This is a genomic window from Lysinibacter cavernae, from assembly GCF_011758565.1.
GTDB lineage: Bacteria > Actinomycetota > Actinomycetes > Actinomycetales > Microbacteriaceae > Lysinibacter > Lysinibacter cavernae.
In genome coordinates this window covers 1,116,409-1,137,755 of the sequence record NZ_JAAMOX010000001.1, presented here as the reverse complement: position 1 = coordinate 1,137,755, position 21,347 = coordinate 1,116,409, and the positions used below count along the sequence as shown (strand labels likewise).

Here is a 21,347-nt window from a genome sequence, read left to right as displayed (position 1 = left end):
AGCAAAGGCGACATGTTTTGCGACCTCGATCGCGGGTGAGAGGTGCGACCTGGGGAGCTTAGGCCGAGGCATCCCTCGTCAGCACAACCTTGACCTCTTCGCCGCCTGATGACGCCGCAAAGGCATCTGCTACCTGCTCAAGGGGGTACTGGCTCGTGATGAAGTCCTCAGCCGTCACGAGCCCCGACTCGATAATGCGAAGGGATTCCGCGTAATCCTCTGGCATATACGTCGCCGAACCTTGGATGCGCATTTGCAGGTCCTGGATCTGTGGCAAGGGAACCGTGACGGGTGCGGCCGGCACGCCAACGATCATGACGGTGCCTGCCTTCTGCGCAAGGGCGATCGCTTGGTCAACCGTGGATTGAATCGCCACGCAGTCGAAGACCACGTCCGCGCTTTCGCCGAGTGCGGCCTTGATCTGGTCGACCGTATCCGGCTGACCGGCAGGAACTACGGCATCCGCACCGAGGCGAGAAGCGCGTTCGAGCTTGCTTGGCAGCATGTCGGTCACCACGATGCGCTTGGCCCCAGCATGACGAACCGCCGCAAGCACGAGCAGCCCGATCGTGCCAGAACCAATAATGACGACGGCCTTGTCTTTCACCCCGCCAGAGAGGCGCACGGCATGCACCGGCGTCGAGAGCGGCTCGATAAGTGCGGCCTGCAGGTCGGTGAGTCCGTCAGGGATGTGGTGGATGCGGTTTGCCGGAATCGTGAAGAACTCGGCCATCCCGCCCTGTTCGTAGCCGCAGCCGAAGAACTGCAGGTTTTCGCACACGTTACTGCGCCCCGTTGTGCACATTTTGCAGGTCCAGCAGGGCAGGGTCGGCTCGACGGTTACGCGATCGCCGACCGCAACATCCGTGACCTCGGCGCCAACCTCGCGCACGATGCCAACGACCTCGTGGCCAGGCAGGTAGGGGAGTGGTACAAACGGGTGGCGACCGTGCGCGGCGTGCGTGTCAGAGCCGCACACCCCGGTGACGGTCATCTCTACCTGCACCTCGTGTGGCAGCGGCGTGGGGATGGGCGCGTCGATGACAACGATCTCGCCGGTGCGAGCCTCAACCCGTCTCATGGTTGCTCCTGAATCGGTGCTGTTGGTCACGGTACTACCTGAATCTTTCTGCCTTTGCCGGCTTGGAAGAGCTTGATCGCCTCTGGGTATTGGTCGAGGGGGAGTCGGTCGCTGATGAATACTTCTGGGTCGAGCACGCCGGCCGCAAATAGGTCGGCGGCCCGCTCGAAGGAGTTGAGCGTGGCCATCGACCCCTGGATGGTGATCTCGTTGCGGAAGATTTTGTACGGTTCGATCGTTGCGCGGGTGGCGTACGAGGCGACGCCGAACTGCAGGAAGGTGCCGCCGCGGTCGACGCGGCCGAGCCCATCCTGGATCGCGTGCTGGTTGCCAGTGGCATCCACAACCAGTTCCCACCCGTATGGGTAGTCGAGTTCGTTGGCGCTGGTCACTGTGGCGTCGCAGCCGAGCGTATTGGCGGCGGCGAGTTTGTCTTCGTTGAGGTCAACCATGCTCACGGTTGCGGCGCCGGCTCGCTTCGCCAGCTCCATCATCATGAGGCCCATCGTGCCAGCGCCGTAAATGAGCACGTGTGAGCCCATCTGGCGGCGGATGACGTCGTAGCCGCGGATCGCGCACGAGAGTGGCTCGATGAGGGAGGCGTCGATCGCTCTGACGTGTTCGGGCAGCTTGATGCAGTATTTGCTGCCGACCACCGCAAACTCGGCAGCGCCGCCGTTGAGCGAGGTGCCGTATCCACCGGCGATTTCGCACAGGTTGGTGAGCCCCTTTCGGCAGTATCGGCACTCGTAACAGATGAATGAGGGATTCACGGCGACCTGGTCGCCCAGCTTCAGGTCGCGTACGTCACTGCCGAGCGCAACGACCTCGCCGGCAAACTCGTGACCGGGAACGATGGGGAACGTGTCGGCAAATTCTCCCTCAAGAATGTGCAGATCGGTGCCACACAACCCGCAGGAGGCGACGGCTATGACCACCTCGTGCGGACCCGGCGTTGGGTCTGGGATGTTTTGCACCTCGACCAGTCCTGGTCTGGTGATGACGGCTGCCTTCATTGGGGGCTCGTTTCTGTGTCGTGATGGGCTGGATGATTACCGGTTGGTTCGTGGTTTGTTGGACGGTCGTCGACCGGTGGGCGCAAAATTGGCGGAATGGTGCCAATCGAAAGTACGAGCGTTGCGCGCGGACGGGTTGTTGCTACGAGGTCGGCGTTTCGTTGGTCCGTGCCGAGCGCCCAGTCCTCAGCCGCCTCTGGCGAAAGCCCAAACGTTTCGTGGCGGTTGATGAGCCGCTCTTTGCGCAGCGCTTCGGCAGGCGCTACGAACCATGACTCGGTGAGGAACGTTGCGACCCGTTCCCAGCCATCAGCGTCATGCAGCAGGTAGTTGCCCTCAACGATGATGAGCGGCGTCTGCTTTCGGATCTCGATCGCGGAACCGATGGATTCGTCGAGTGCCCGATCAAACTCCGGTGCAAAAATGCTGCTCGGCCCGTCGGCGCCGGGCTGATCTTGCACCGCGCGCAGGAGAGACACAAAGCCTTCAACGTCGAAGGTATCGACGGCACCTTTCCTGTCGCGGATTCCCCGCGCACGAAGCACGGCGTTCGCAAAGTGGAAGCCGTCCATCGAGAACAGCGCACACCTGGCAGATTGCCCGTCGGCCGTGAGTTCGTGATGGAGAGCCTCAGCGAGCGTGGTCTTTCCCGCCCCCGGTGCCCCGGTAATACCGAGGATGCTGCGCCCAGGACTGGCCAAAAGTTGCTGCGCCCGCTCAAGGAGCTGCGGAAACGTGTGCGGAACGGCTGTGCCCTCGTTCACTAGGGAACAATCACAATCTTGTGTGCGGTCGGATCAGAGCGGAGTGTTTCCATAGCGGCACCATACTCGTCGAGGCTGAATCGGTGGGTGATGATGCCGTCGGTTCTTGCCCGGCCGGTATGTAGGGCCTGGATGGTTGCGGGGAACGCGCTAATCTCCGCGAAGGAACCCTTGATCGTGATTTCGCGGCGGAAAATATCGTAGGGGCTCAGGCTGACCCTGTCGTCGGGGCCGGTTACCCCGTAGAACATGACGGTGCCCCCGCTGCGGGTGAGCCCAACGGTCCGTTCGCTGACGGCGGGGGAGCCAGTTGCATCCACCACGATGTCAAAACCCTCGCCTCCGGATCGCTCAAGCAGGTCAGAAACGCTCGTGTCGAGCGTTTCGCGGTTCATGAGGTAGGTGTCGTCAACGCCGAGGGCGGTCGCACGCTCAAGCTTAAAAGCTGAGGATGCTGCAACCGTGACCTTTGCGGCTCCACCGCTCACGAGCAACTGAGCAAGGAGCAGCCCAGTCGGGCCTGCGCCAAAGACGAGGGCGGTGCTGCCTGGCTTCACCGTGAGGGTTTCGAGGCCGTGCATGGCACAGGCCGCTGGCTCGGTGAAGACGGCCGTGTCGTCGTCGAGCCCGTCAACCGAGTACACATAGTCTTCTGGTGCCGTGAGGTATTCGGCGAAGGCGCCTGGCCAGTTGGTGCCGATGCCTTTGAGGTCGCTGCAGAGCAGCGGCCGGCCTGAACGGCAGAAATGGCAGCCGCCGCAGTTAATGTTTGGGTTGACGCTTACGCGCTGCCCGACCGTGAGCGTGGTCACGTCCGCGCCAATCTCGCTCACAACGCCAACAACTTCGTGGCCGGGTATGAGCGGGAACGCCGCATAAAAATCGCCCTCGTGGATGTGCAGGTCAGTTCCGCAGATTCCCGTTTGGGTGACCTTGATGAGGACCTCATTTGCTGCGGGTTCTGGTGTTGGCACTTCCGTGACCGTGAAGTTGCGGGGTGAATCGTAGACAACGGCTTTCATGGCGTTCCTGTTCCTTGGGCGTTCTGCGTCGAACGGCCTGGTGTTTGGCGACTGATTGAGGGATTCTACGAAGAAAAACCCGGAAAAACAGTCGCATGTCATCGATGACAATTCGAGTATAGCTAGTATTGTGACACCGATGACAGTTGCCGCGAGCAGACCGGCACGAGCCCTCCGCATCCAAGCCCGTTCAGGAACGAAAACACTATGACCACCATGCAAGACGTCGCAACGCGAGCCGGCGTCAGTGCCAAAACGGTCTCCCGCGTGTTCAACGACGACCCGAATGTGTCTCCCGAAACGCGCGAGCGGGTGCAAGAAGCGCTTGCCGCTCTGAACTACCGGCCAAACATGCTTGCCCGGCGCTTTCGCGAAGGGCGGGATTCTGCCATCGGCATTGCTGTGCCCAACATTGGCGACCCGTTTTTCGCCACGATCATCCGCTCAATTGAAGACCGGGCTGTTGAACGCGGCATGGTGGTGTTTGTCACAACCCTCGGACAAGACGCAACCAACGAGCCCGCGCGGGTCGAGCGACTCATGCGTCGCCAGATTAGCGGAATGCTGATCGCTCCCGTCTCAAACGATCAGAGCTACCTCGAACAGTGGGGCGACGAGACACCCATCGTCTTCATCGACCGCGAACCAATCAACTTTGCCGCCGACAGCGTTGTTGTTGACGACGAGGCCATGGCCAGGGTTGCCACGGCGCACCTCATCGATCAGGGACACCGACGCATCGGATTTGTTGGCGACACGACCTCACTCGTGACCACGCGCAAGCGACTTGACGGCTACAGGGCAGCGCTTCAGCTGGCGGGGATCGAACCCGATGACTCCCTCGTTTCGCTCGACGGTTCGCTGCTCGTCTTCGGCTATCGCAGCCCAGCAGATGCCGTGGCCCAGGCATCAGCTCTGCTTTCGGTCGATGACCCACCAACCGCTCTCTTCTCGTCAAACGCCCAGTGCAGTATGGGGCTCGTGCGCGCGCTGCACTCCCTTGGCCGCACCGAGCTTGGCTTTGTGAGTTTTGGCGATTTTCCGATGGCGGATGCACTCACCCCAGCCGTGACCGTCATCGATCAGAACGCCGAGGGCCTCGCCGAGCTTGCGGGCAATGTGTTGTTTGACGCGATTGACGCGCCAGCGACGAGGGCAACCCCGTCGGTGCACAGCCTGCCGCTGCACCTCATCCCTCGCGGGTCTGGCGAAATCGCGCCTGCCTCGGTCTAACCGCGCAACCTGCATCTATTTGTGACTTTTTGTCCCAAAACTCTCGTTTTTCTGCAATTTCTCGCAAATAGATGCAGGTTGGTGAGGATGTGCGCGATCCGTTCAGCATGAGGTGCGCGCGGGGCGTCAGAGTGAAGGTGACAGGATAGGGGTATGAGTAACGAGTCGGCACCCGCATCCACCCTGTCGCTTGTTGATCGCATCCGCGAGCTCAGGGAGATGGGCATGGATGATCCTGACGCCGTCTTCGAGTCCTTCACCGGCTGGGCCGAGTCCACCGGCATTTCGCTCTACCCCGCGCAGGAAGAAGCGATCATGGAGATCGTTTCTGGCGCCAACGTCATCCTCTCAACCCCAACGGGAACGGGAAAATCCCTCGTCGCGATGGGAGCGCATTTTGCGGCCCTCGCAACCGACGAGCGCACGTACTACACGGCACCGATCAAGGCGCTTGTCAGCGAAAAGTTTTTCGCCCTCGTCTCGGCATTTGGAGCCGAAAACGTGGGCATGGTCACCGGCGACTCGAGTGTGAACGCCGACGCTCCCATTATTTGCTGCACCGCAGAAATCCTCGCGAATGAGGCCCTCCGCTACGGAGACGAGGCCAATATTGGCCAGGTAGTCATGGATGAGTTCCACTACTACGCGGATCCGGATCGAGGATGGGCGTGGCAGGTGCCCCTGCTGCTCATGCCGCACACGCAATTCATCCTCATGTCGGCAACGCTTGGAGACGTGACCGAGCTCTCAAAGGACCTCACTCGCCGCACGAACCGGCCAACCGCAGAGGTTACCGGCAGCGAACGGCCCGTCCCGCTGAGCTACACGTACGCGGTCACCCCCGTTCAAGAGACGATCGACGAGCTCATGCACGGCGGGCGTTCACCCATCTATGTTGTACATTTTGCGCAGGCGGCCGCTGCCGAGCGTGCGCAGTCGCTTACGAGCCTCAAACTCATCACTCGTGAGCAGCGCGACGAAATTGCTGAGGCTATCGGCGAGTTTAAGTTCACGACTGGCTTCGGCAAAACGCTTTCGCGCCTGGTGCGGGCGGGCATCGGCGTGCACCACGCAGGGATGCTGCCTCGGTATCGTCGTCTTGTTGAGCAGCTTGCTCAGCGCGGCCTGCTCAGAGTGATCTGCGGCACCGACACACTCGGAGTCGGCATTAACGTGCCCATCCGCACGGTGCTGCTCAGCGGCCTGACCAAATACGACGGCGTCAAAATGCGCCAGCTTAATGCTCGAGAGTTCCACCAGATCGCAGGGCGTGCTGGCCGAGCCGGCTACGACACCGCAGGCGATGTTGTGTTGCAGGCCCCAGAGCATGAGATCGACAACATTAAGATGATCGAAAAGGCCGGCGACGACCCGAAAAAGAAGCGCAAGATCATCAGAAAGAAGGCGCCGCAGGGCTTTGTCTCGTGGGGAGAAGCGAGCTTCGAACGCATCATCTCGGCGGAGCCTGAAACACTCACCAGCAGCATGGTCATCACACACTCGATGATGCTCAATATCATCGCGCACGGTCGAGACGCGTTCGAGCGCGTTCGAGCCCTCGTGTTTGATAACCACGAGTCGAGGGCTCGACAGTATGAACTTGCCCGCCGAGCGATTGCCATTTACCGCACACTGCGTGCGGCGGGGATCGTTGAGCAGTATGTTGACGGCGAAGGGGTTATGCAGTACCGCCTCACGGTCGATCTGCAGGCCAATTTTGCGCTGAACCAGCCTTTGTCGCCGTTCGCGATCGCCGCACTCGAGCTGTTGGATGCCGAAGCCCCGACGCATCCGCTCGACGTGATTTCGGTGATCGAAGCCACGCTTGAAGACCCGCGACCGATCATCGGAGCGCAACAGTTCCTCGCCCGTGGTGAGGCGGTGACCGCGATGAAGCAAGAGGGTATCGAATACGACGAGCGCATGGAATTGCTTGACGAGGTGACGCATCCGAAACCACTTGACGAACTGCTGAGCGCGGCCTTCGAGATGTACGCGGCCGAGCGCCCGTGGGCACGCGACTTTGAGCTGCGGCCAAAAGCGGTCGTGCGCGACATGTACGAGCGGGCAATGACGTTCAACGAATACGTTTCGTTCTACAAGATTGCGCGTTCTGAGGGGCTTGTGCTCCGCTACCTCTCTGACGCGTACCGGGCGATCAGCCAGACGGTGCCTGACGAGAGCAAGAGCGAAGAGCTGCGCGACATCATTGAGTGGCTCGGCGAGCTTGTGCGTCAGGTCGACTCGAGCTTGCTTGACGAGTGGGAAGAACTTGCGCATCCTGACCCAGAGGCGCATGCCGCGTCTGCCGCCGCGTTGCCGCCAACGCCCCGCAACATCCTGACCAATCGTCGCGCGTTCCTTGTGCTGGTGCGCAACGAGATGTTCCGCCGGGTCCATCTTGCCGCGCTCGACAAGGTCGAGGAGCTGGGCGAGTTGGATGCGGCTGCCGGCTTCGACGCCGACCGCTGGGCCGATGCCCTCGACGACTACTTCGACGACTATGACTCGCTCGGTGCTGGTCCCGATGCTCGCGGGCCGAAGATGCTCGTCGTTGATGAGTCGGACGCCGAGTCCGAGGGCGTCTGGCGCGTACGGCAGATCTTTGACGATCCGAATGGCGATCACGACTGGGGGATTACTGCAGACGTTGACCTCGCCGCCTCGGTTGAGGAGGGTGAGGCGGTTATCCGGGTGACGGGCGTTGGGCCGTTTGCCGGATAGTGTTTGGCGCACGTGTGTGCAGCGGAACGGCGTGAGAAGTTATCCAGACAAGCAAATATGGATGACTTATGAACAGATGACCACGGCCTTCGCGTTCCCTTCCCTCCCATGATGAGATAGAGGCAGAAGTGTCACCGTTGCTTCTTCTCATTGCACGAAAGGGACCAAATGAACGCCACCCAAACAAGCTTTGTCTCGCCAGCAGATTCGCGCAGCATCGCGACATACCGATGGGCAACCGGGGTGCCGAATCCTCGTGGTGTCGTCCAGATCGCGCACGGTGCCGCAGAATACGGTCTTCGCTATGACCGGCTCGCGACGGCGCTCACCTCGGCTGGTTACCTTGTGTATGCCCAAGACCATCGCGGGCACGGCAATTCCGTCACCGCTGATGCCCCGCTTGGCAGTTTTGGCGGGGGCGGTTGGGCTGCCCTCGTTGGCGACATTTCGGAATTCTCGCGGGTGATCCGTGCAGAGAACCCCGACCTTCCCCTGTTTTTGATCGCGCATTCGATGGGCTCGATGGCGGCGCAGGCCGTCATCCTTGACCACTCTGAGCTGTACGACGGCGTCATCCTGTCTGGTAGCACGGCCGTCGATGTGCTTGCGGCGGCACTGCCGGTAGGTGACGACGCAGCAGCCGGCACCGACCTCAGCGCGTTTAACGCAGGTTTTGAACAGCGCACCGGCTTCGAATGGCTCAGCCGCGACGAGGCCGAGGTTGACAAATACGTTGCCGACCCACTCTGTGGCTTCGACCTCGAAGGTGATCTGCTTCAGATTGTCGCCCAAGAAGCCCGAACCGGAGACGTTGCCTCGCTGGGGTCGAGCATCCGCCACGACCTGCCAATCCTTGTTGTCTCTGGGCAAGCCGACCCGCTTGCCGGAGACGGCGCGCTCGTCACGGTACTGGCCAACCGCTACCGCGAAGCGGGCCTGACCGACGTCACACTGCAGGTCTACCCAGAGGCTCGTCACGAGATCTTCAACGAAACGAATCGCGATGAGATCACTGCCTTTGTCATTGACTGGATCGAGGCACACCGCTCAGCATCAGCATGACCGGCGAAGCGTCGCTGAGCGTCGACAGGCGCGCAACTGAACGTCAACAGTTGCTCCGCTCTGCGAAGATAGTCGCACTGCTTTGTGTCGATAGTCGCACTGCTTTGTGTCGATAGTCGCACGGCTCCGTGTCAGAGCGGCTATCGACGTACGGGGTAGCGGAGGTGAAGCACTCCGGCACCCTGAATAACGTCGGCGGGATCGTCAAGCACGTGTTGCGAACTGACCGGCCCGAAGAACCGTTTGCCTGACCCGAACACGACAGGCGCAACATCCATTCGTACCTCGTCAACAAAGCCGGCGGCAAATACTTGGCCGCCAACGTCGCCAGCGGATACCTCGACCAGGCGGTCGCCCGCGAGTTCCTGAGCGCGCGAGACTGCGGCCTCGATATCACCAACAAATTCAAAGGGTGCTTCGGGGTCCCAACTGTCGGGTGGAGGCCGGTGGGTCACAACGACCACGTTTTCGACCCCGCTTGGGGGCACGCCGTCCCAGCCTTCCGTCAGGTCAAAGACATGGCGGCCAACAATCGTCACCGCAATCTGATCCCAATACGGGCGCGTGTAATCGAAAGACGCCTGCGAAACGTTCAAGACTCCGCTCTCGTCCAACGGCACGTCGCCGTGAGTCAACCAGTCGAAGAGCGGCCCCGGCATATCGCTGTTGTCAGCGATGAAGCCGTCGACCGAAACTGAGCCGTACATGATGAGCTTGCCCATGCGCTCTCCTATGCGTTGAGGTGCCACAATCGTAACAAACCGGGAATCCTGAGTACGCCCGTCGTCTGAGGCTTTGGCCCGTCTCGTTCAGCTCGCCTCGTTCGGTGCGGGTGTCGGTGCAGGTGTCCGCGTGGGGATCGGAGCGAGCATTGGCGTGGGGATCGGAGCGAGCATCGGCGTGGGTATCGGTGCGGGTGCCGCCGCAGGTGCCGTCACACGTGCCGTCGCGGGCATTAAGCCGGGCCGGATAATTTGCCCCTTGCGCACACACCCTCGCATCCGATTTACTCACACTAGGTAGTCACTACCCGTACGAAGCCCAGCCAGCCCCCGCTGACCGAGCGGTCGCACTTGTTTTTTCACACCGGCGTGAGCGAGGGGCGTATGACGCACGCAGCAACGACAAGTATCGAAACCACCGCGGTCTTTGCAGAGCCAACCCGTCGGGTGAGCGGGCGCTGGATCGCCCTGTTCGCGATGGCATGGCTTGGGGTGTGGATGGCGCAGCTGACGCCTATCCAACTCTTGCTGCCAACCCAAGTCCAGGAACAGCTCAAAACCGATTACTGGGTTGATAACGTTGTGGCCTTTGGCGTTGTCTCTGGCCTGGCCGGACTGTGTGCGCTTGTGGCATTCCCTCTGACGGGCGCACTGTCTGACCGCACGACGAGCAGATTCGGGCGCCGCCGGCCATGGATCGCCTCCGGCGCCCTTCTCTTTGGTGCCGGGCTCTTTGTCCTCGGGCTCCAAACGACCATGGTTGGCATCGGCATCTTTTGGTGTCTGTCGCTCACCGGATTTTGTGTGCTCACGTCGGCGCTCACCGCAACGATTAGCGATCAGGTGCCGGTCAACCAGCGAGGGTACGTTTCTGGCTGGCTGAGTGCGCCGCAGGCGGTTGGTGCGGTGCTTGGTATTCTGCTCGCGCTGACCCTGTTTGTCGGAACGTTCATGGGGTACGCGGCGGTTGGTGTCCTGCTCATCATCCTTGTTGCCCCTTTCTTGTGGGTCCCGGATGCCGTGCTCACGAAGGCGCAGCGCAAGCCACTCACCGTGCGGGGCATCCTCAGCGACCTCTGGATTAGCCCGCGCAAATACCCGGACTTCGGCTGGACGCTGCTCAGCCGCGTGCTCGTGAACTTCGGCAATGCGTTCAGTACGTCGCTGACGCTCTATTTCTTGGCGTTTGGACTGAACGACAAGAACTCCGAAGATCACATGTTTATTTTGCTGCTGATCTATACCGTGTTTGTGGTGGTTTCGGCGCTCATGATGGGGGCGTGGTCAGACAGGTTAGAGCGGCGAAAACTATTTGTCTTTGCCTCATCCGCGTTGCAGGCCCTCGGTGCGCTGCTGCTGGTGTTTTTCCCATCGCTTGAGGTAGGGATGGTCTCGTCTGCCATGTTTGGCGCTGGCTATGGATGCTTCCTCGCTGTCGACCAGGCCCTCGCAACCCAGGTGCTTCCCGACCCCGAAACTCGCGGCAAAGACCTTGGCATCATGAACATCGCGACGGCCGTTCCGCAAGCCCTTGCCCCGTTACTCGGGGCGATCGTGGTGGCGATGGTCGCTGGATTCCAGGGCCTTTACATCATGGCGAGCCTTTTTGCGCTGGCAGGCGCCCTCGCGGTTTCGCGCGTTCGCTCCGTGCGCTGAGTCACCACACCAAACAGAATGGACGCAAGAGTTCCTTCCCCTTGCAGGGAAGGAACTCTTGCGTCACATCTGATCTGGATTGCCTGGTGATGGGTGGGTGACGGTCTCTTGTCGTGGCGAGATGTTATGTCGCCGCTGACCGAAGCAGCGTCCGGCTAGCGAGCCGCTGGCTCGTGCTCGGTTGGGTCTGCCTCGTGGATGAGGTCCTCATCGGCAAACGGGTTGCCGTTGCGGGGAGCGTTGTAGAGCTCTTCGTTGAGGATGCCCTCACGCTTTGCCACGATCGTTGGGACGAGCGCCTGGCCGGCGACGTTGAGTGCGGTGCGTCCCATGTCGATGATGGGCTCAACCGCGAGCAGGAGTCCAACGCCCTCAAGGGGGAGGCCGACCGTTGACAGGGTCAGCGTGAGCATCACGGTTGCTCCCGTGGTGCCTGCGGTTGCGGTCGAGCCGAGCACCGAGACGAGCGCGATGAGCAGGTACTGCGAGATCGTGAGATCAATGCCGTAGAACTGGGCGATGAAGATCGCGGCGATTGCCGGGTAGATCGCGGCGCAGCCGTCCATCTTTGTTGTGGCGCCGAGGGGCACGGCGAAGGATGCGTACTCACGCGGAACGCCAAGGTTGCGTTCGGTGACGCGCTGCGTGAGCGGAAGGGTTCCGAGCGACGAGCGCGAGACGAATCCGAGCTGCACGGCAGGCCATACGCCGGAGAAGAACCTTCCGATTGACAGGCCGTGCACGCGGGCGAGCAGTGGGTAGACCACAAACATGACAATGGCGAGACCAACGTAGATGGAGATGCTGAAGACGCCGAGCTTGCCGAGCGCTTCCCATCCGTAGCTGGCAACGGCGTTTCCGATCAGCGCAAGCGTTCCGATGGGGGCGAGGCGGATGACCCACCAGAGAACCTTCTGCACAACCGCGAGGGCTGACTCGTTGAGGCGAAGGAACGGCTGGGCTTTTTCGCCAACCTTGAGGGCCGCGATGCCGATGGCAATGGCGATGACAAGCAGCTGGAGAACGTTGACTCGGAGGCTTGTGGTTCCCGCAAGAATGCCGTCCGTTTCGGTCACCATAGTTGAGGCGCCGAGTCCGAGGATGTTCTGAGGCACGAGGCTCGTGAAGAAGGCCCACCACGAACCGGTCTTTGACGGCGCCGCCGCATCTGACATCTCAACAGAGGCGCTGCCTCCAGGCTGGGCGATGATGCCGATGGCGATTCCGATGGCGACAGCGATGAGCGCCGTGATGGCAAACCAGATGATGGTCTGCGTGGCAAGGCGGGCTGCATTTGAGACTTTACTGAGATTTGAGATCGAGCTGACGACTGCGGTGAAGACGAGCGGGGCAACCATGACCTGGAGGAGCGACACGTAGGCACCGCCGATGGTGCTGAGTGTGCCGGTAAGCCAGTTTGGTCCTTCGCCGTCCATGCCCATTTCGCGGGCGATGAGGCCAACGATCACGCCGAGCACGAGTGCGATGGTGATCTGCGGGCCGAAGGAGGTTGCCCAACGGGGGAGTTTGCGTGTCTTTTGGGCTGCGGTCGGCGCAGCAGACGATGAGGATGTCATCAAGAGTGTCTTTCGTTTATTGAGTCGTTGGCTCGCAAAATAATGCCGAGTGTGGGGGATGACTCAGTACTGGTGTTGCAGGAAGCGGATGCTCAGGGTGTCGCAGCGTGGCTCAGGATCTGTGCCAAGAATTAACTGCGGTGAGCGGGCGTAAAGCCGGTCACAAGGAGCTGCGCAGTCGACAGAGGTCAACGTGGCGGCGAGAGGTGAGGTAAACGGACATTCGATTAGTTTAGGGGATTCGCTCGGCGAAAGGACACCAATATTACGGGGAATTTCTTCCGCGTTACGGTGTTAACGGTGGCTTGCGGCATGAGCCCGAGCTCGATGGCTTTGGGCGTGTGCGGGCGTGTTTGGTTGGTCAATTGGGAAAAACCGCACGTAAAATCGCATTTCTTGCCCAACGGAATCGTTGCGCAATGAAATCGTTGGGCGTATCCTATTGGTATGGCCAGTTCACGAACGTCGGCATCTTTGTCGCAGCCCCTCGCAACCGTCACCGCGGTCAGGCCACGCGCCACCAACGTGTTTCCACTGCATGCCGCGCAGGAGCGCACCGAGTTTCTCATTGGCATCCTCGGCAGCAACAAGGCACTCGCCGACCTCCTCAACGTATCGCCGAGCCAGCCGAGTCGCTGGCGCAGCGGCAAAGAAGTACCGAGCCCGCAGTCAGGTCGCGAACTCATCGATCTCGATTACGTGCTTGCTCGGGCATCACAGGTCTGGCCCCCGGCCGTCGCGCTGCAGTGGCTCGAAGGCCACAACAGCTTCCTCGGCGGGGCGCGGCCGATCGACGTGCTCCGCAGCAGCGGGGCTGCTGAAGTAATCGAGGCGCTCGATGGCGCGCTGGCTGGCGCCTACGCCTAGGCGTAGACACCGGATTCACTATGCAGCTCTATAGGGTCGTTCCCTACCTTCCGAATGCCAAGATCGGCGAGCCTGGGCATCCAACGTACCTCCACCACCCACAGGGTGCCGGGCGCTGGGACAACCCAACGCTCTACGACACGTGGTATCTCTCAACAACGCCAGACGGTGCGATCGGCGAAATCTTCGGCGACCTCCCGCAGTGGAGCGAGGGCATGTTTGAGTTTCCGCCCCTGCCAGGAGCGCGACGAGCACTCGCGACCTTCTCGCTTCCGGATGCCACGCGCATCCTTGATCTTGATGACGCCAGCCAGCTCGCCAAACGCAATATTCGGCCAAGCCAGCTTGTTGCGCGTAACCGTGGCTACACGCACGGGGTTGCCGAGCGCATCGTTGCTGAGCGTGAGGCGGACGGCACCACCGCCTGGACCGGCGTTTCCTGGTGGTCGATTCAATCGCCGTTGTGGACCAATATCGCGATCTTTGTGCCAAGAAGCGAGCGGTCGCCGCTGAGCCTTTCCGGTGTCGAACCTCTCGATCTTGCGACGAGCGCTGTTCGCGAGGCCGCAAGGACGCTCGTTCGACCGGTTCGCCCGTAGGAGTGCTTGGCACGTGGCCCTGCTAGGGTTTTGCGGGGGATGCGGTCGCGTGCGCGCGTCGTCCCCGTGCAGAACATCGCAACGATTCGCTTGACTCCCACGGGAAGAAGCACACCATGAGTATCAATGACACGACCGTCAACAACGGCTCTCAGCCATCTGACGATCGCCACAAAGCGATCGTGTTTATCGGCCCAACTGGTGTCGGGAAATCCGCAATCGGCCAGGCCTTTGCGCACAGCCGTGATATCGGTTTTGTTGACAGCGATGCCGTGTTTGTTGAGCGATTTGGCAGCATTCCAGCATTTTTCGCCGAGCACGGCGAGATTGCGTTTCGTGAACGCGAGGCCATTATTGTCGCCGATATTCTTGCTCGGCCGCCGTTTGACGGGCCATACGTGCTTTCGGTTGGCGGCGGAGCAATCCTGAACCCGGATACCAGGGCGTTGATTGCCAAGCACACTGTTGTGTGGCTTGATACGGAGCTCGAGTTTGTTCTGCCTCGGCTGCTTGGTCAGCCGGACCGCCCGTTGCTGACCGGCGATGTTGCGGCCCAGTGGCAGCGTATTGCTGACGAACGCAGGCACCTGTATGAAGAGAGTGCAACGCTGCGGTTTGACGCGAGCACCGGTTCCGTCGACGAACTGGTTCAGCGCATCAGCCTCGCGCTTATGGGTTAGTTCGACAGCTTCGTAACCTGCTCGCTGGTGTCTTCATCAATGGTGCCACGCGCATCAACAACCGTCATCCCTGAGAGGACGCAGGCGAGGCCCCTGTGGTTCTTTGACGCCCACAGCGTGATGAGGGTCGCCGTACACAGGATAACCAGCAAGAGTGCGCTTGACGGGAAAAGCGACGCGCTCAGGATGCCGTAGCCGCCAATCCCAAAGACAAAGCGAAGGGGACGGCCAAGAACGGGTGGAAGGCCGGCCGCGCGCCCCCTCAGGAGTACCACGTGCTCGCCAAGAGTTGAGCCGGTAATAAGTACCGAGGCGAGCTGCGCGGCGAGGGGGACGCCAACTGCGAGCCAGGTCTCGACCGTCGTGTTGAGACGGTCAAAGGGGATGCCGAGTAGATACAACTCGACCGCGCGGAAGCCTACGGCAAGTACCGAACCGAGGATGCCAACGATGAGCACGTCGCACAGCATCCCAAGCAGACGCCTGCCGGCCGTGACTGGTCTCGGGGTTGCAGCCACCTGTGAGGTGTTCCTTCGCCTGACAACGACGAGGGCGACGAGTGATCCGATGAGGGCCCCGAGCGTGTTTGCCATGAGATCGTCCACATCGAACAGCCGGTACGCGCACGGGAAAATGCCCCACACGCCAGTGAGCTGCGTGAGTTCGATCAGAAGCGAGGCACCAAATCCGCCAACGGTGGCGACGATGATGCCCCTGCGGAACATGCTGCGCAGCAGAAACCCGAGCGGCGCAAATAATGCGATGTTGAGTACAACCTGTTGGATGGCCGGGTTCCGAAGCAGTTCGCCAATGGATGCGTGTGGGTACGTTTGCGCGTCGGCGAGCGAGGCAAACGGTACGAGCTGGGTGCCAACGCAGGCGTAGCTGTCAGAGGGAAGCGGCAGCAGCGTATACGCCCAGAGTGCGACGACGTAGACGAGCAGGGCGAACCAGCCAAGCATCCACCAGGCCCCCGTCTTACCCCTCCGGCGATAGCTCACAGCCACAAACGGCACGAGCAACACAATGGCGAGGCCAACGCCAAGAACAATGGCGATGAGGGCTGGGGCAACTGGATCTGACACAGGATTAAGCCTACTGGCGTCCGCAGATACGACAGGTACCCTTGGATCGTGACCATGACCAGAGGATTTGCGAGTAACCCAAGCGACAACGTTCGTATCGCCTACGAAGTCGACGACGGTACTGCAGAAGCAACATCCCGCCACCGCGAAACCGTCCTCTTTGTGCATGGTTCCGGCCTGAGCAAAGCCAGCTGGCGTGGCCTTGGCTACGTGCGGGCCCTTCGCGACGAATATCGAGTTGCCACTATCGACCTGCGAGGGCACGGGCAGAGCGACCGACCCCACACGGTTGACAGCTACTCTCGCGAGCGCTTCCTTGGTGACCTTGAAGCCGTGATTGATGCGGTGTCGCCCGGGCATCCAGTGCACCTCATCGGCTACTCGGTTGGCGCGCGCCTCGCCCTCGAGCTCGCTGCCGCCTCGCCCGAACGGCTCTTGAGCGCCGTCATGCTCGGCGGTTCAAGCGCGCCGATGCGTGGCCAAGTTGGCAAACTCTTTTTTCCTGATTATCTCGAAGCGCTGAGGGTCGGTGGGATGAGCGCGTTTATCGAAGGCTGGCAAGAACACGCTGGGCGGCCGCTCGACGCCTCAACCAGGGGAGTGTTTGAGCGCAACGACCCACTCGCGCTCGCAGCCTACTTTGAGCGGAGCGACGACGAACCTGGGCTGAGCGATGATGAGCTCAGGCGTATCCACACTCCAGCGCTGTGGATCGTTGGCGAACATGACCACCCTCGGCTCGAACACTCCGTGCATGCCGCGACGGTGATGGGAGCTCGCTGCGAAGTCTTGCAGGGGCGCAACCACGGCTCAACGCTCGGACCGGCCGAGCCCGTTATTGAACTTATCCGGCCGTTTCTCCACGAGCACGCCGAGGTGGGGCAGCGCTCGTGAGTCGTCGCGAGCAGGATGCGGGTGCCGAGCGTGTCGTCAATGCCGACCGCCATCGCCATATCGGCGTCGATCGCGAGTTTTTCGAACGCGACGCCCTTGTTGTTGCGCCGCAGCTGCTTGGGGCGTTTGTCACGACCCGCATCCAAGGGCAAGGGACCGTCACTGCCCGGATCACCGAGGTAGAGGCCTATCACGGGCTCGGCACAGGAAGCCGCCCGGATCCCGGCTCGCACGCACGGATGGGCCAAACTCCGCGTAATAGGGTCATGTTTGGCGAACCTGGACACGTTTACGTCTATCAGTCATACGGTATCCACAGTGCGGCCAACCTCGTCTGCTCTCCAGCGGGTATGGCGTCTGGAGTGCTCTTGCGGGCGGCTGAGATCGTTGACGGCATTGAGATTGCACGCGCTCGCCGGATACCTGGTGCCGCGCCCCGCGACCTGGCACGCGGGCCCGGCCGGCTGGCGCAGGCGCTTGGGCTGTTCCATCACATCCATAACGGCACGGATGCCATCGCTGGCGACATCGTTTCGGTGCGGCTCGACCCCGCTTATGTGACCAATGCTGGCGGTGCTGTCGCCTCTGGTCCCCGTGTTGGGGTGAGCGGAACCGCCGGGTCGTTCGAGTATCCTTGGCGGTTCTGGATCGCAGGAGACCCGACCGTTTCGTCGTATCGGCCAGGGAAGAATGTTCCGAAGGGCCCAGGCTCACCTCGGTCATAATTGCTTAACATTCGAATGTATGTTCGAATGGGTTCATGAGATGGAATGCGCAGTCAACAACAGCAGAGCAAGACAACGCGCTGCCGGGGCTCGCGACCCTCAATAATCTGGTCCGCAGCGTGCAAACGCCCGAATTTGCCGGGGTCACCTTCCACGAGATTTTGGCAAAGAGTGCGCTCAATCGAGTCCCAGGTCAGTCGAGCATGCCCTTCGGCTGGACCGTCAACCCCTACCGTGGCTGCTCTCACGCGTGCGTCTACTGCTTTGCCCGCCCAACGCACACGTACCTCGACTTTGATGCCGGCAAAGATTTTGATACGCAGGTCGTGGTGAAGGTCAATGTGGCTGAGGTCTTGGAACGTGAGGTGCGTAAAGCATCGTGGGGTCGGCATCCCGTTGCGCTTGGCACCAACACTGACCCGTATCAGCGGGCTGAGGGCAAGTATCAGCTCATGCCCGGCATCATCGACGCGCTCGCTGGCTCAGGCACCCCACTGTCGGTGCTCACAAAAGGCGTGCTCTTGCGCCGAGATATTCCCAAACTTGTTGAGGCGTCACAGCAGGTGCCTGTCGATATCGCCATGTCTATTGCCATCTTTGATCCTGAGCTGCAGCGCTCCATCGAACCAGGCACTCCAACTGCAGCCGCGCGGCTCGCGACGGTGCGCGCCGCAACCGACGCCGGTCTCAACTGTTCGGTGTTTATGATGCCGATCTTGCCGGGGCTCACCGACAGCGCCGAGCATCTCGACGATGCTCTCAGCCGAATCAAAGCTGCCGGCGCCACAAGCGTGTTGTATACGGCGCTGCACCTTCGGCCAGGCGTCAAACCGTGGTTTTTGGAATGGCTGCGCCATACTCACCCCGAACTCATCGGGCTCTACGCCCGCCTCTTTCCCGGTGCCGCTGCGTACGCGCCAGAGGGGTATCGCCGCTGGCTCGCGGCACGTATCAAGCCGCTTATCGCCTCGCACGGGCTGCGGCGCGGACTCGAAGATCCGGCAACCGGTGGGGTGCGTTCGCGCGCCCTCGATTCGGCCGCGGTCGCCGAGGGCTCGGCGCTCCAGGCCGCACGCCGCTCCCGCGTGCGGATGCTGCCTGCCACGAGCGAGCCTCGAACTGGGCTTCCCGCACCGATGTCTCAGGTGGATGGCCGCTCAGAGGGTCCAGTGTTTCCGTCACTTGAGCTCGGGCCGCAGCCCACGCTTTTTTAGCGGCTACGCGGCCCAGACACCAGACGTTGCTCGTCGGTGGCTGTCCATGAGGTGAGTATCGACCATTCCGATTGCCTCCATGAGCGCGTACATCGATGTTGGTCCAACAAATTTGAACCCTCGTTTGCGCAGCTGCTTCGAGAGCTCGGCTGATTCGGGCGAGGTTGTTGGAATCTCGGCGATGGATGTTGGTCGCGGCGTCGTAGCCGGACGAAAGGACCACACAAAGTCAACGAGCCCTTCGTCTTGCCGGAGCTCGATGGTCGCCTGCGCGTTATTGATCATTGCCCGGATTTTTTGTCCGTTGCGCACGATCCCGGTGTCCTGCATGAGCCGTTCAACCTTTCGGTCGTCGTAGGTTGCCACGAGGTCGGGATCAAAATCATCAAAGGCGAGTCGAAAAGCAGGCCGCTTCCGCAAGATTGTGGCCCAAGAGAGCCCTGCCTGAAAGCCTTCGAGGCAGAGCCGCTCGAAGAGACCCTGCTCATCGCGTACCGGCATGCCCCATTCCGTATCGTAGTATTCGCGCAGCATGGGGTCGACCGCTGCCCACGGCGGGCGGGCCAACCCATCTGCACCAACCACCGTTGCGCTGTCTGCGCTGCTTGCCGTCGCCGGCTCATTCGTCTCAGCGACCGTCACATCTGCGCCGACCGTCACGTCTTCCCCGACCGTCGTGCCTGCCCCGTCGGCGTACGACGGCTCACCGAACGCGGGTGCCTTCTGTTCATTGCTCATGCTGTGCCTCCAAGCTCAGTAGCGTGTGTTTTGCCTCTGGACCGCCGAGGTATCCGCCTTGGCCGCCATCGCCGCGAACCACCCGGTGACACGGAACGAGGATGGGAAGCGGATTGGTGGCGCAAGCGGTGCCGACTGCCCTGAACGCCTTTGGACTGCCAGCGAGTGCGGCGACCTGGCCGTAACTGGCCGTGTGCCCATACTCTATGCGGGTGAGGGACTCGAGAACGGACCGTCGAAAACCGGTGGACAACTGGCGATCTAGCGGCACTGTGAAAAACTTGCGTCGGCCGGCAAAGTACTCGTCGAGCTGCGCAGCCGAGGCATCCAGCGACTCAAACCGGGAGAGCGCGGTGACCGACGATAGGATCCGCGAGCCAAGTCGTTCTGAGAGCGATGACAGCACTGCGTCGTGCCCCTCCGTCGCAAAGGCAACACGAACCAGGCCGAGCGGGGTTGCCGCGAGAAGTAACGTGCCAACTGGGCTGTCGTAGCTGCGATAGCTCACATCAAGCGCGTCATCAGCTGCCGCCGAACGGGCCAATCGTTCCTGCAACCGTTCGAGGGTGCGCGACTCGTCTGCGCTGATCGGCAGTGAGTCGCCTATCCGACGGTCATTCATGGTCTTCCCCCTCGTCCTGCAAGAATCTGCGCCGGAGCGCGGTCACGCCGTCGGCCCCGGCTCGGCGTGCGGCGGCCTCAGAGCCGCCAACAAGCTGCGCAACCTCTGCGTACGGCAGCCCAGCGATGTGGTGATAAGCGACGGCGAGGCGTTGCCGCTCTGGTAACTCGGCTACGTAACGCTGCAAATCGAGCGGAAGCGCGTCCGGATTCCCAATCACCGAAGGGAGCAGCGCAAACTCCGATGGCTCGGCCGGCAATGCCCGACGTGAAGCCGCCCGAAGAATGTCTATCGCCTTTCGATGGGCGATGGTCACGAGCCAAGCCTGAACGTTGGCATCGGCAGGAAGCGACGGATACGCGAGGAGAGCGGAAAGAAAGGTTTCCGACCAGGCCTCGTCAGCATCCTGAACGCCAACAACTGCCCGGCAGACCCGAAGAACCGTGAGGGAGTTCTCGTGAACCACCACCTCAAACGGAATGCCTGCCATCAGAACAGTTTGCCACTTTCGTCTGCCCCAGGTTCTTCAAGCTGCAGCAGGTGCCGCTTGCGCTCAAGGCCGCCAGCGTAGCCCGTGAGGCTGCCGGTGCTACCAATAACTCGATGGCAGGGCACAATGATGCTGAGCGGATTGCTGCCAACGGCACCGCCCACCCGACGTGCGAGATTCACCGAGCCAAGTTGCTTGGCGATGTCCCCGTAGGTCACCGTTGAGCCATAGGGAATCTCTTGCAGAATTGCCCAGACACTGAGCTGAAACTCGTTGCCGGTTGGGTTGAGTTTGAGGTCAAATGTGCGCCGCTGACCATCGAGATATTCACCGAGCTGCGTTGCGGCAAGACGGGCGCAGGGGAGTTCCTCCAGCGGAACACGATCGCCAAACGTTGTGGCATCTGGATTCGTCCAGTGCTCCGGAAAGTAAATGGCTTCGAGACCATCGTCTCCGCCGACCATCGTGAGCGGGCCGAGAGACGATTCATAGACGGCATGTCTGCGGTGGTCACTATCGGTCATGATGATCTCCTCGGTTGGCGGATGACCTCTAAAGCGGTCTTACTGTTGTAGA

General features: G+C 61.3%; 22 protein-coding genes. 10 read left to right on the top strand and 12 right to left on the bottom strand.

Annotated elements, in window-relative coordinates; translation table 11 throughout:
* Nucleotides 1-58: 58 nt before the first annotated feature.
* Genes FHX76_RS05080 through FHX76_RS05065 form a run of 4 tightly spaced genes read right to left on the bottom strand, consistent with a single transcriptional unit; the run spans nucleotide 59 to nucleotide 3,883 of the window.
* Entirely contained in the window at nucleotides 59-1,111 is a 1,053-nt protein-coding gene (locus tag FHX76_RS05080) for a zinc-dependent alcohol dehydrogenase (protein WP_341777865.1), read from the bottom strand.
* Nucleotides 1,108-2,097: a zinc-dependent alcohol dehydrogenase family protein gene (locus FHX76_RS05075; protein ID WP_167148526.1), complete on the bottom strand. Its 990-nt coding sequence runs from the start codon at nucleotides 2,095-2,097 to the stop codon at nucleotides 1,108-1,110. The genes FHX76_RS05080 and FHX76_RS05075 overlap by 4 nt, the downstream gene beginning before the upstream one ends.
* Nucleotides 2,094-2,861: a nucleoside/nucleotide kinase family protein gene (locus tag FHX76_RS05070; protein ID WP_167148524.1), complete on the bottom strand. Its 768-nt coding sequence runs from the start codon at nucleotides 2,859-2,861 to the stop codon at nucleotides 2,094-2,096. Before FHX76_RS05070 ends, FHX76_RS05075 begins: the two co-directional genes overlap by 4 nt.
* Nucleotides 2,861-3,883 (bottom strand): zinc-dependent alcohol dehydrogenase family protein, encoded by a 1,023-nt coding sequence (locus FHX76_RS05065; RefSeq protein WP_167148522.1) that lies wholly within the window; start codon nucleotides 3,881-3,883, stop codon nucleotides 2,861-2,863. The genes FHX76_RS05070 and FHX76_RS05065 overlap by 1 nt, the downstream gene beginning before the upstream one ends.
* Nucleotides 3,884-4,090: 207 nt before the next feature.
* On the opposite strand from FHX76_RS05065, the gene FHX76_RS05060 reads away from it, so the two are divergent.
* From FHX76_RS05060 to FHX76_RS05050, 3 genes are all read left to right on the top strand, one after another.
* A complete protein-coding gene (locus FHX76_RS05060; protein ID WP_167148520.1) occupies nucleotides 4,091-5,116 on the top strand; it encodes a LacI family DNA-binding transcriptional regulator in 1,026 nt (341 codons plus the stop codon).
* Between the two features lie 219 nt (nucleotides 5,117-5,335).
* Entirely contained in the window at nucleotides 5,336-7,840 is a 2,505-nt protein-coding gene (locus FHX76_RS05055; RefSeq protein ID WP_243848681.1) for a DEAD/DEAH box helicase, read from the top strand.
* Nucleotides 7,841-8,008: 168 nt separating this feature from the next.
* Nucleotides 8,009-8,902, top strand: a complete 894-nt coding sequence (locus tag FHX76_RS05050; RefSeq protein ID WP_167148516.1) for an alpha/beta fold hydrolase — start codon at nucleotides 8,009-8,011, stop codon at nucleotides 8,900-8,902.
* A gap of 140 nt (nucleotides 8,903-9,042) precedes the next feature.
* Here FHX76_RS05050 and FHX76_RS05045 read toward each other — a convergent pair whose 3' ends face one another.
* Nucleotides 9,043-9,624, bottom strand: a complete 582-nt coding sequence (locus tag FHX76_RS05045) for a dihydrofolate reductase family protein (protein WP_167148514.1) — start codon at nucleotides 9,622-9,624, stop codon at nucleotides 9,043-9,045.
* A gap of 384 nt (nucleotides 9,625-10,008) precedes the next feature.
* On the opposite strand from FHX76_RS05045, the gene FHX76_RS05040 reads away from it, so the two are divergent.
* Nucleotides 10,009-11,280 (top strand): MFS transporter, encoded by a 1,272-nt coding sequence (locus tag FHX76_RS05040; protein WP_167148512.1) that lies wholly within the window; start codon nucleotides 10,009-10,011, stop codon nucleotides 11,278-11,280.
* A 155-nt stretch (nucleotides 11,281-11,435) separates the two neighbouring features.
* On the opposite strand, the gene FHX76_RS05035 is transcribed toward FHX76_RS05040, so the two are convergent.
* Nucleotides 11,436-12,857, bottom strand: coding sequence for a dicarboxylate/amino acid:cation symporter (locus FHX76_RS05035; protein ID WP_208402440.1), 1,422 nt, complete (start codon nucleotides 12,855-12,857; stop codon nucleotides 11,436-11,438).
* Between the two features lie 160 nt (nucleotides 12,858-13,017).
* The gene (locus FHX76_RS16835; protein WP_386762671.1) at nucleotides 13,018-13,080 is read right to left on the bottom strand and encodes a putative leader peptide; all 63 of its coding nucleotides are present in this window, start codon (nucleotides 13,078-13,080) and stop codon (nucleotides 13,018-13,020) included.
* A 224-nt stretch (nucleotides 13,081-13,304) separates the two neighbouring features.
* Between FHX76_RS16835 and FHX76_RS05030 the strand changes: the two genes are divergently transcribed.
* The 3 genes from FHX76_RS05030 (at nucleotide 13,305) to FHX76_RS05020 (ending at nucleotide 15,003) form a co-directional block, all read left to right on the top strand.
* Complete coding sequence (locus FHX76_RS05030; RefSeq protein ID WP_167148508.1) at nucleotides 13,305-13,724, top strand: antitoxin Xre/MbcA/ParS toxin-binding domain-containing protein; 420 nt, start codon at nucleotides 13,305-13,307, stop codon at nucleotides 13,722-13,724.
* Nucleotides 13,725-13,744: 20 nt separating this feature from the next.
* On the top strand, nucleotides 13,745-14,323 hold the full coding sequence (locus FHX76_RS05025) for an RES family NAD+ phosphorylase (RefSeq protein ID WP_167148505.1): 579 nt from the start codon (nucleotides 13,745-13,747) through the stop codon (nucleotides 14,321-14,323).
* Between the two features lie 116 nt (nucleotides 14,324-14,439).
* On the top strand, nucleotides 14,440-15,003 hold the full coding sequence (locus FHX76_RS05020) for a shikimate kinase (RefSeq protein ID WP_167148503.1): 564 nt from the start codon (nucleotides 14,440-14,442) through the stop codon (nucleotides 15,001-15,003).
* On the opposite strand, the gene FHX76_RS05015 is transcribed toward FHX76_RS05020, so the two are convergent.
* Entirely contained in the window at nucleotides 15,000-16,088 is a 1,089-nt protein-coding gene (locus FHX76_RS05015) for a VanZ family protein (protein WP_167148501.1), read from the bottom strand. The two genes, FHX76_RS05020 and FHX76_RS05015, sit on opposite strands and share 4 nt — an antisense overlap.
* A gap of 54 nt (nucleotides 16,089-16,142) precedes the next feature.
* On the opposite strand from FHX76_RS05015, the gene FHX76_RS05010 reads away from it, so the two are divergent.
* Genes FHX76_RS05010 through FHX76_RS05000 form a run of 3 tightly spaced genes read left to right on the top strand, consistent with a single transcriptional unit; the run spans nucleotide 16,143 to nucleotide 18,921 of the window.
* Nucleotides 16,143-16,982, top strand: a complete 840-nt coding sequence (locus tag FHX76_RS05010) for an alpha/beta fold hydrolase (RefSeq protein ID WP_243848679.1) — start codon at nucleotides 16,143-16,145, stop codon at nucleotides 16,980-16,982.
* A complete protein-coding gene (locus tag FHX76_RS05005) occupies nucleotides 16,979-17,707 on the top strand; it encodes a DNA-3-methyladenine glycosylase (protein WP_386762599.1) in 729 nt (242 codons plus the stop codon). Before FHX76_RS05010 ends, FHX76_RS05005 begins: the two co-directional genes overlap by 4 nt.
* Nucleotides 17,708-17,742: 35 nt before the next feature.
* Entirely contained in the window at nucleotides 17,743-18,921 is a 1,179-nt protein-coding gene (locus FHX76_RS05000) for an Rv2578c family radical SAM protein (RefSeq protein WP_167148497.1), read from the top strand.
* Between the two features lie 3 nt (nucleotides 18,922-18,924).
* Here FHX76_RS05000 and FHX76_RS04995 read toward each other — a convergent pair whose 3' ends face one another.
* Genes FHX76_RS04995 through FHX76_RS04980 form a run of 4 tightly spaced genes read right to left on the bottom strand, consistent with a single transcriptional unit; the run spans nucleotide 18,925 to nucleotide 21,295 of the window.
* Complete coding sequence (locus FHX76_RS04995; protein ID WP_167148495.1) at nucleotides 18,925-19,659, bottom strand: DNA-3-methyladenine glycosylase I; 735 nt, start codon at nucleotides 19,657-19,659, stop codon at nucleotides 18,925-18,927.
* Nucleotides 19,649-20,281, bottom strand: coding sequence for a methylated-DNA--[protein]-cysteine S-methyltransferase (locus FHX76_RS04990; protein ID WP_167148493.1), 633 nt, complete (start codon nucleotides 20,279-20,281; stop codon nucleotides 19,649-19,651). Before FHX76_RS04990 ends, FHX76_RS04995 begins: the two co-directional genes overlap by 11 nt.
* Nucleotides 20,274-20,771: an RNA polymerase sigma factor gene (locus tag FHX76_RS04985; RefSeq protein WP_167148491.1), complete on the bottom strand. Its 498-nt coding sequence runs from the start codon at nucleotides 20,769-20,771 to the stop codon at nucleotides 20,274-20,276. The genes FHX76_RS04990 and FHX76_RS04985 overlap by 8 nt, the downstream gene beginning before the upstream one ends.
* Nucleotides 20,771-21,295 (bottom strand): methylated-DNA--[protein]-cysteine S-methyltransferase, encoded by a 525-nt coding sequence (locus FHX76_RS04980; RefSeq protein ID WP_167148489.1) that lies wholly within the window; start codon nucleotides 21,293-21,295, stop codon nucleotides 20,771-20,773. The genes FHX76_RS04985 and FHX76_RS04980 overlap by 1 nt, the downstream gene beginning before the upstream one ends.
* Between the last annotated feature and the right edge of the window lie 52 nt (nucleotides 21,296-21,347).

Excerpts from the sequence above, each read along its gene's own strand:
- FHX76_RS05010 (WP_243848679.1), top strand. The coding sequence starts at position 16,143 with ATGACCAGAGGATTTGCGAGTAACCCAAGCGACAACGTTCGTATCGCC.
- FHX76_RS04995 (WP_167148495.1), bottom strand. The coding sequence starts at position 19,659 with ATGAGCAATGAACAGAAGGCACCCGCGTTCGGTGAGCCGTCGTACGCC.
- FHX76_RS05055 (WP_243848681.1), top strand. The coding sequence starts at position 5,336 with ATGGGCATGGATGATCCTGACGCCGTCTTCGAGTCCTTCACCGGCTGG.
- FHX76_RS04985 (WP_167148491.1), bottom strand. The coding sequence starts at position 20,771 with ATGGCAGGCATTCCGTTTGAGGTGGTGGTTCACGAGAACTCCCTCACG.
- FHX76_RS05040 (WP_167148512.1), top strand. The coding sequence starts at position 10,009 with ATGACGCACGCAGCAACGACAAGTATCGAAACCACCGCGGTCTTTGCA.
- FHX76_RS05050 (WP_167148516.1), top strand. The coding sequence starts at position 8,009 with ATGAACGCCACCCAAACAAGCTTTGTCTCGCCAGCAGATTCGCGCAGC.
- FHX76_RS04980 (WP_167148489.1), bottom strand. The coding sequence starts at position 21,295 with ATGACCGATAGTGACCACCGCAGACATGCCGTCTATGAATCGTCTCTC.
- FHX76_RS04990 (WP_167148493.1), bottom strand. The coding sequence starts at position 20,281 with ATGAATGACCGTCGGATAGGCGACTCACTGCCGATCAGCGCAGACGAG.
- FHX76_RS05035 (WP_208402440.1), bottom strand. The coding sequence starts at position 12,857 with ATGACATCCTCATCGTCTGCTGCGCCGACCGCAGCCCAAAAGACACGC.
- FHX76_RS05000 (WP_167148497.1), top strand. The coding sequence starts at position 17,743 with ATGAGATGGAATGCGCAGTCAACAACAGCAGAGCAAGACAACGCGCTG.
- FHX76_RS05045 (WP_167148514.1), bottom strand. The coding sequence starts at position 9,624 with ATGGGCAAGCTCATCATGTACGGCTCAGTTTCGGTCGACGGCTTCATC.
- FHX76_RS05020 (WP_167148503.1), top strand. The coding sequence starts at position 14,440 with ATGAGTATCAATGACACGACCGTCAACAACGGCTCTCAGCCATCTGAC.
- FHX76_RS05030 (WP_167148508.1), top strand. The coding sequence starts at position 13,305 with ATGGCCAGTTCACGAACGTCGGCATCTTTGTCGCAGCCCCTCGCAACC.
- FHX76_RS05075 (WP_167148526.1), bottom strand. The coding sequence starts at position 2,097 with ATGAAGGCAGCCGTCATCACCAGACCAGGACTGGTCGAGGTGCAAAAC.
- FHX76_RS05025 (WP_167148505.1), top strand. The coding sequence starts at position 13,745 with ATGCAGCTCTATAGGGTCGTTCCCTACCTTCCGAATGCCAAGATCGGC.
- FHX76_RS05065 (WP_167148522.1), bottom strand. The coding sequence starts at position 3,883 with ATGAAAGCCGTTGTCTACGATTCACCCCGCAACTTCACGGTCACGGAA.
- FHX76_RS05060 (WP_167148520.1), top strand. The coding sequence starts at position 4,091 with ATGACCACCATGCAAGACGTCGCAACGCGAGCCGGCGTCAGTGCCAAA.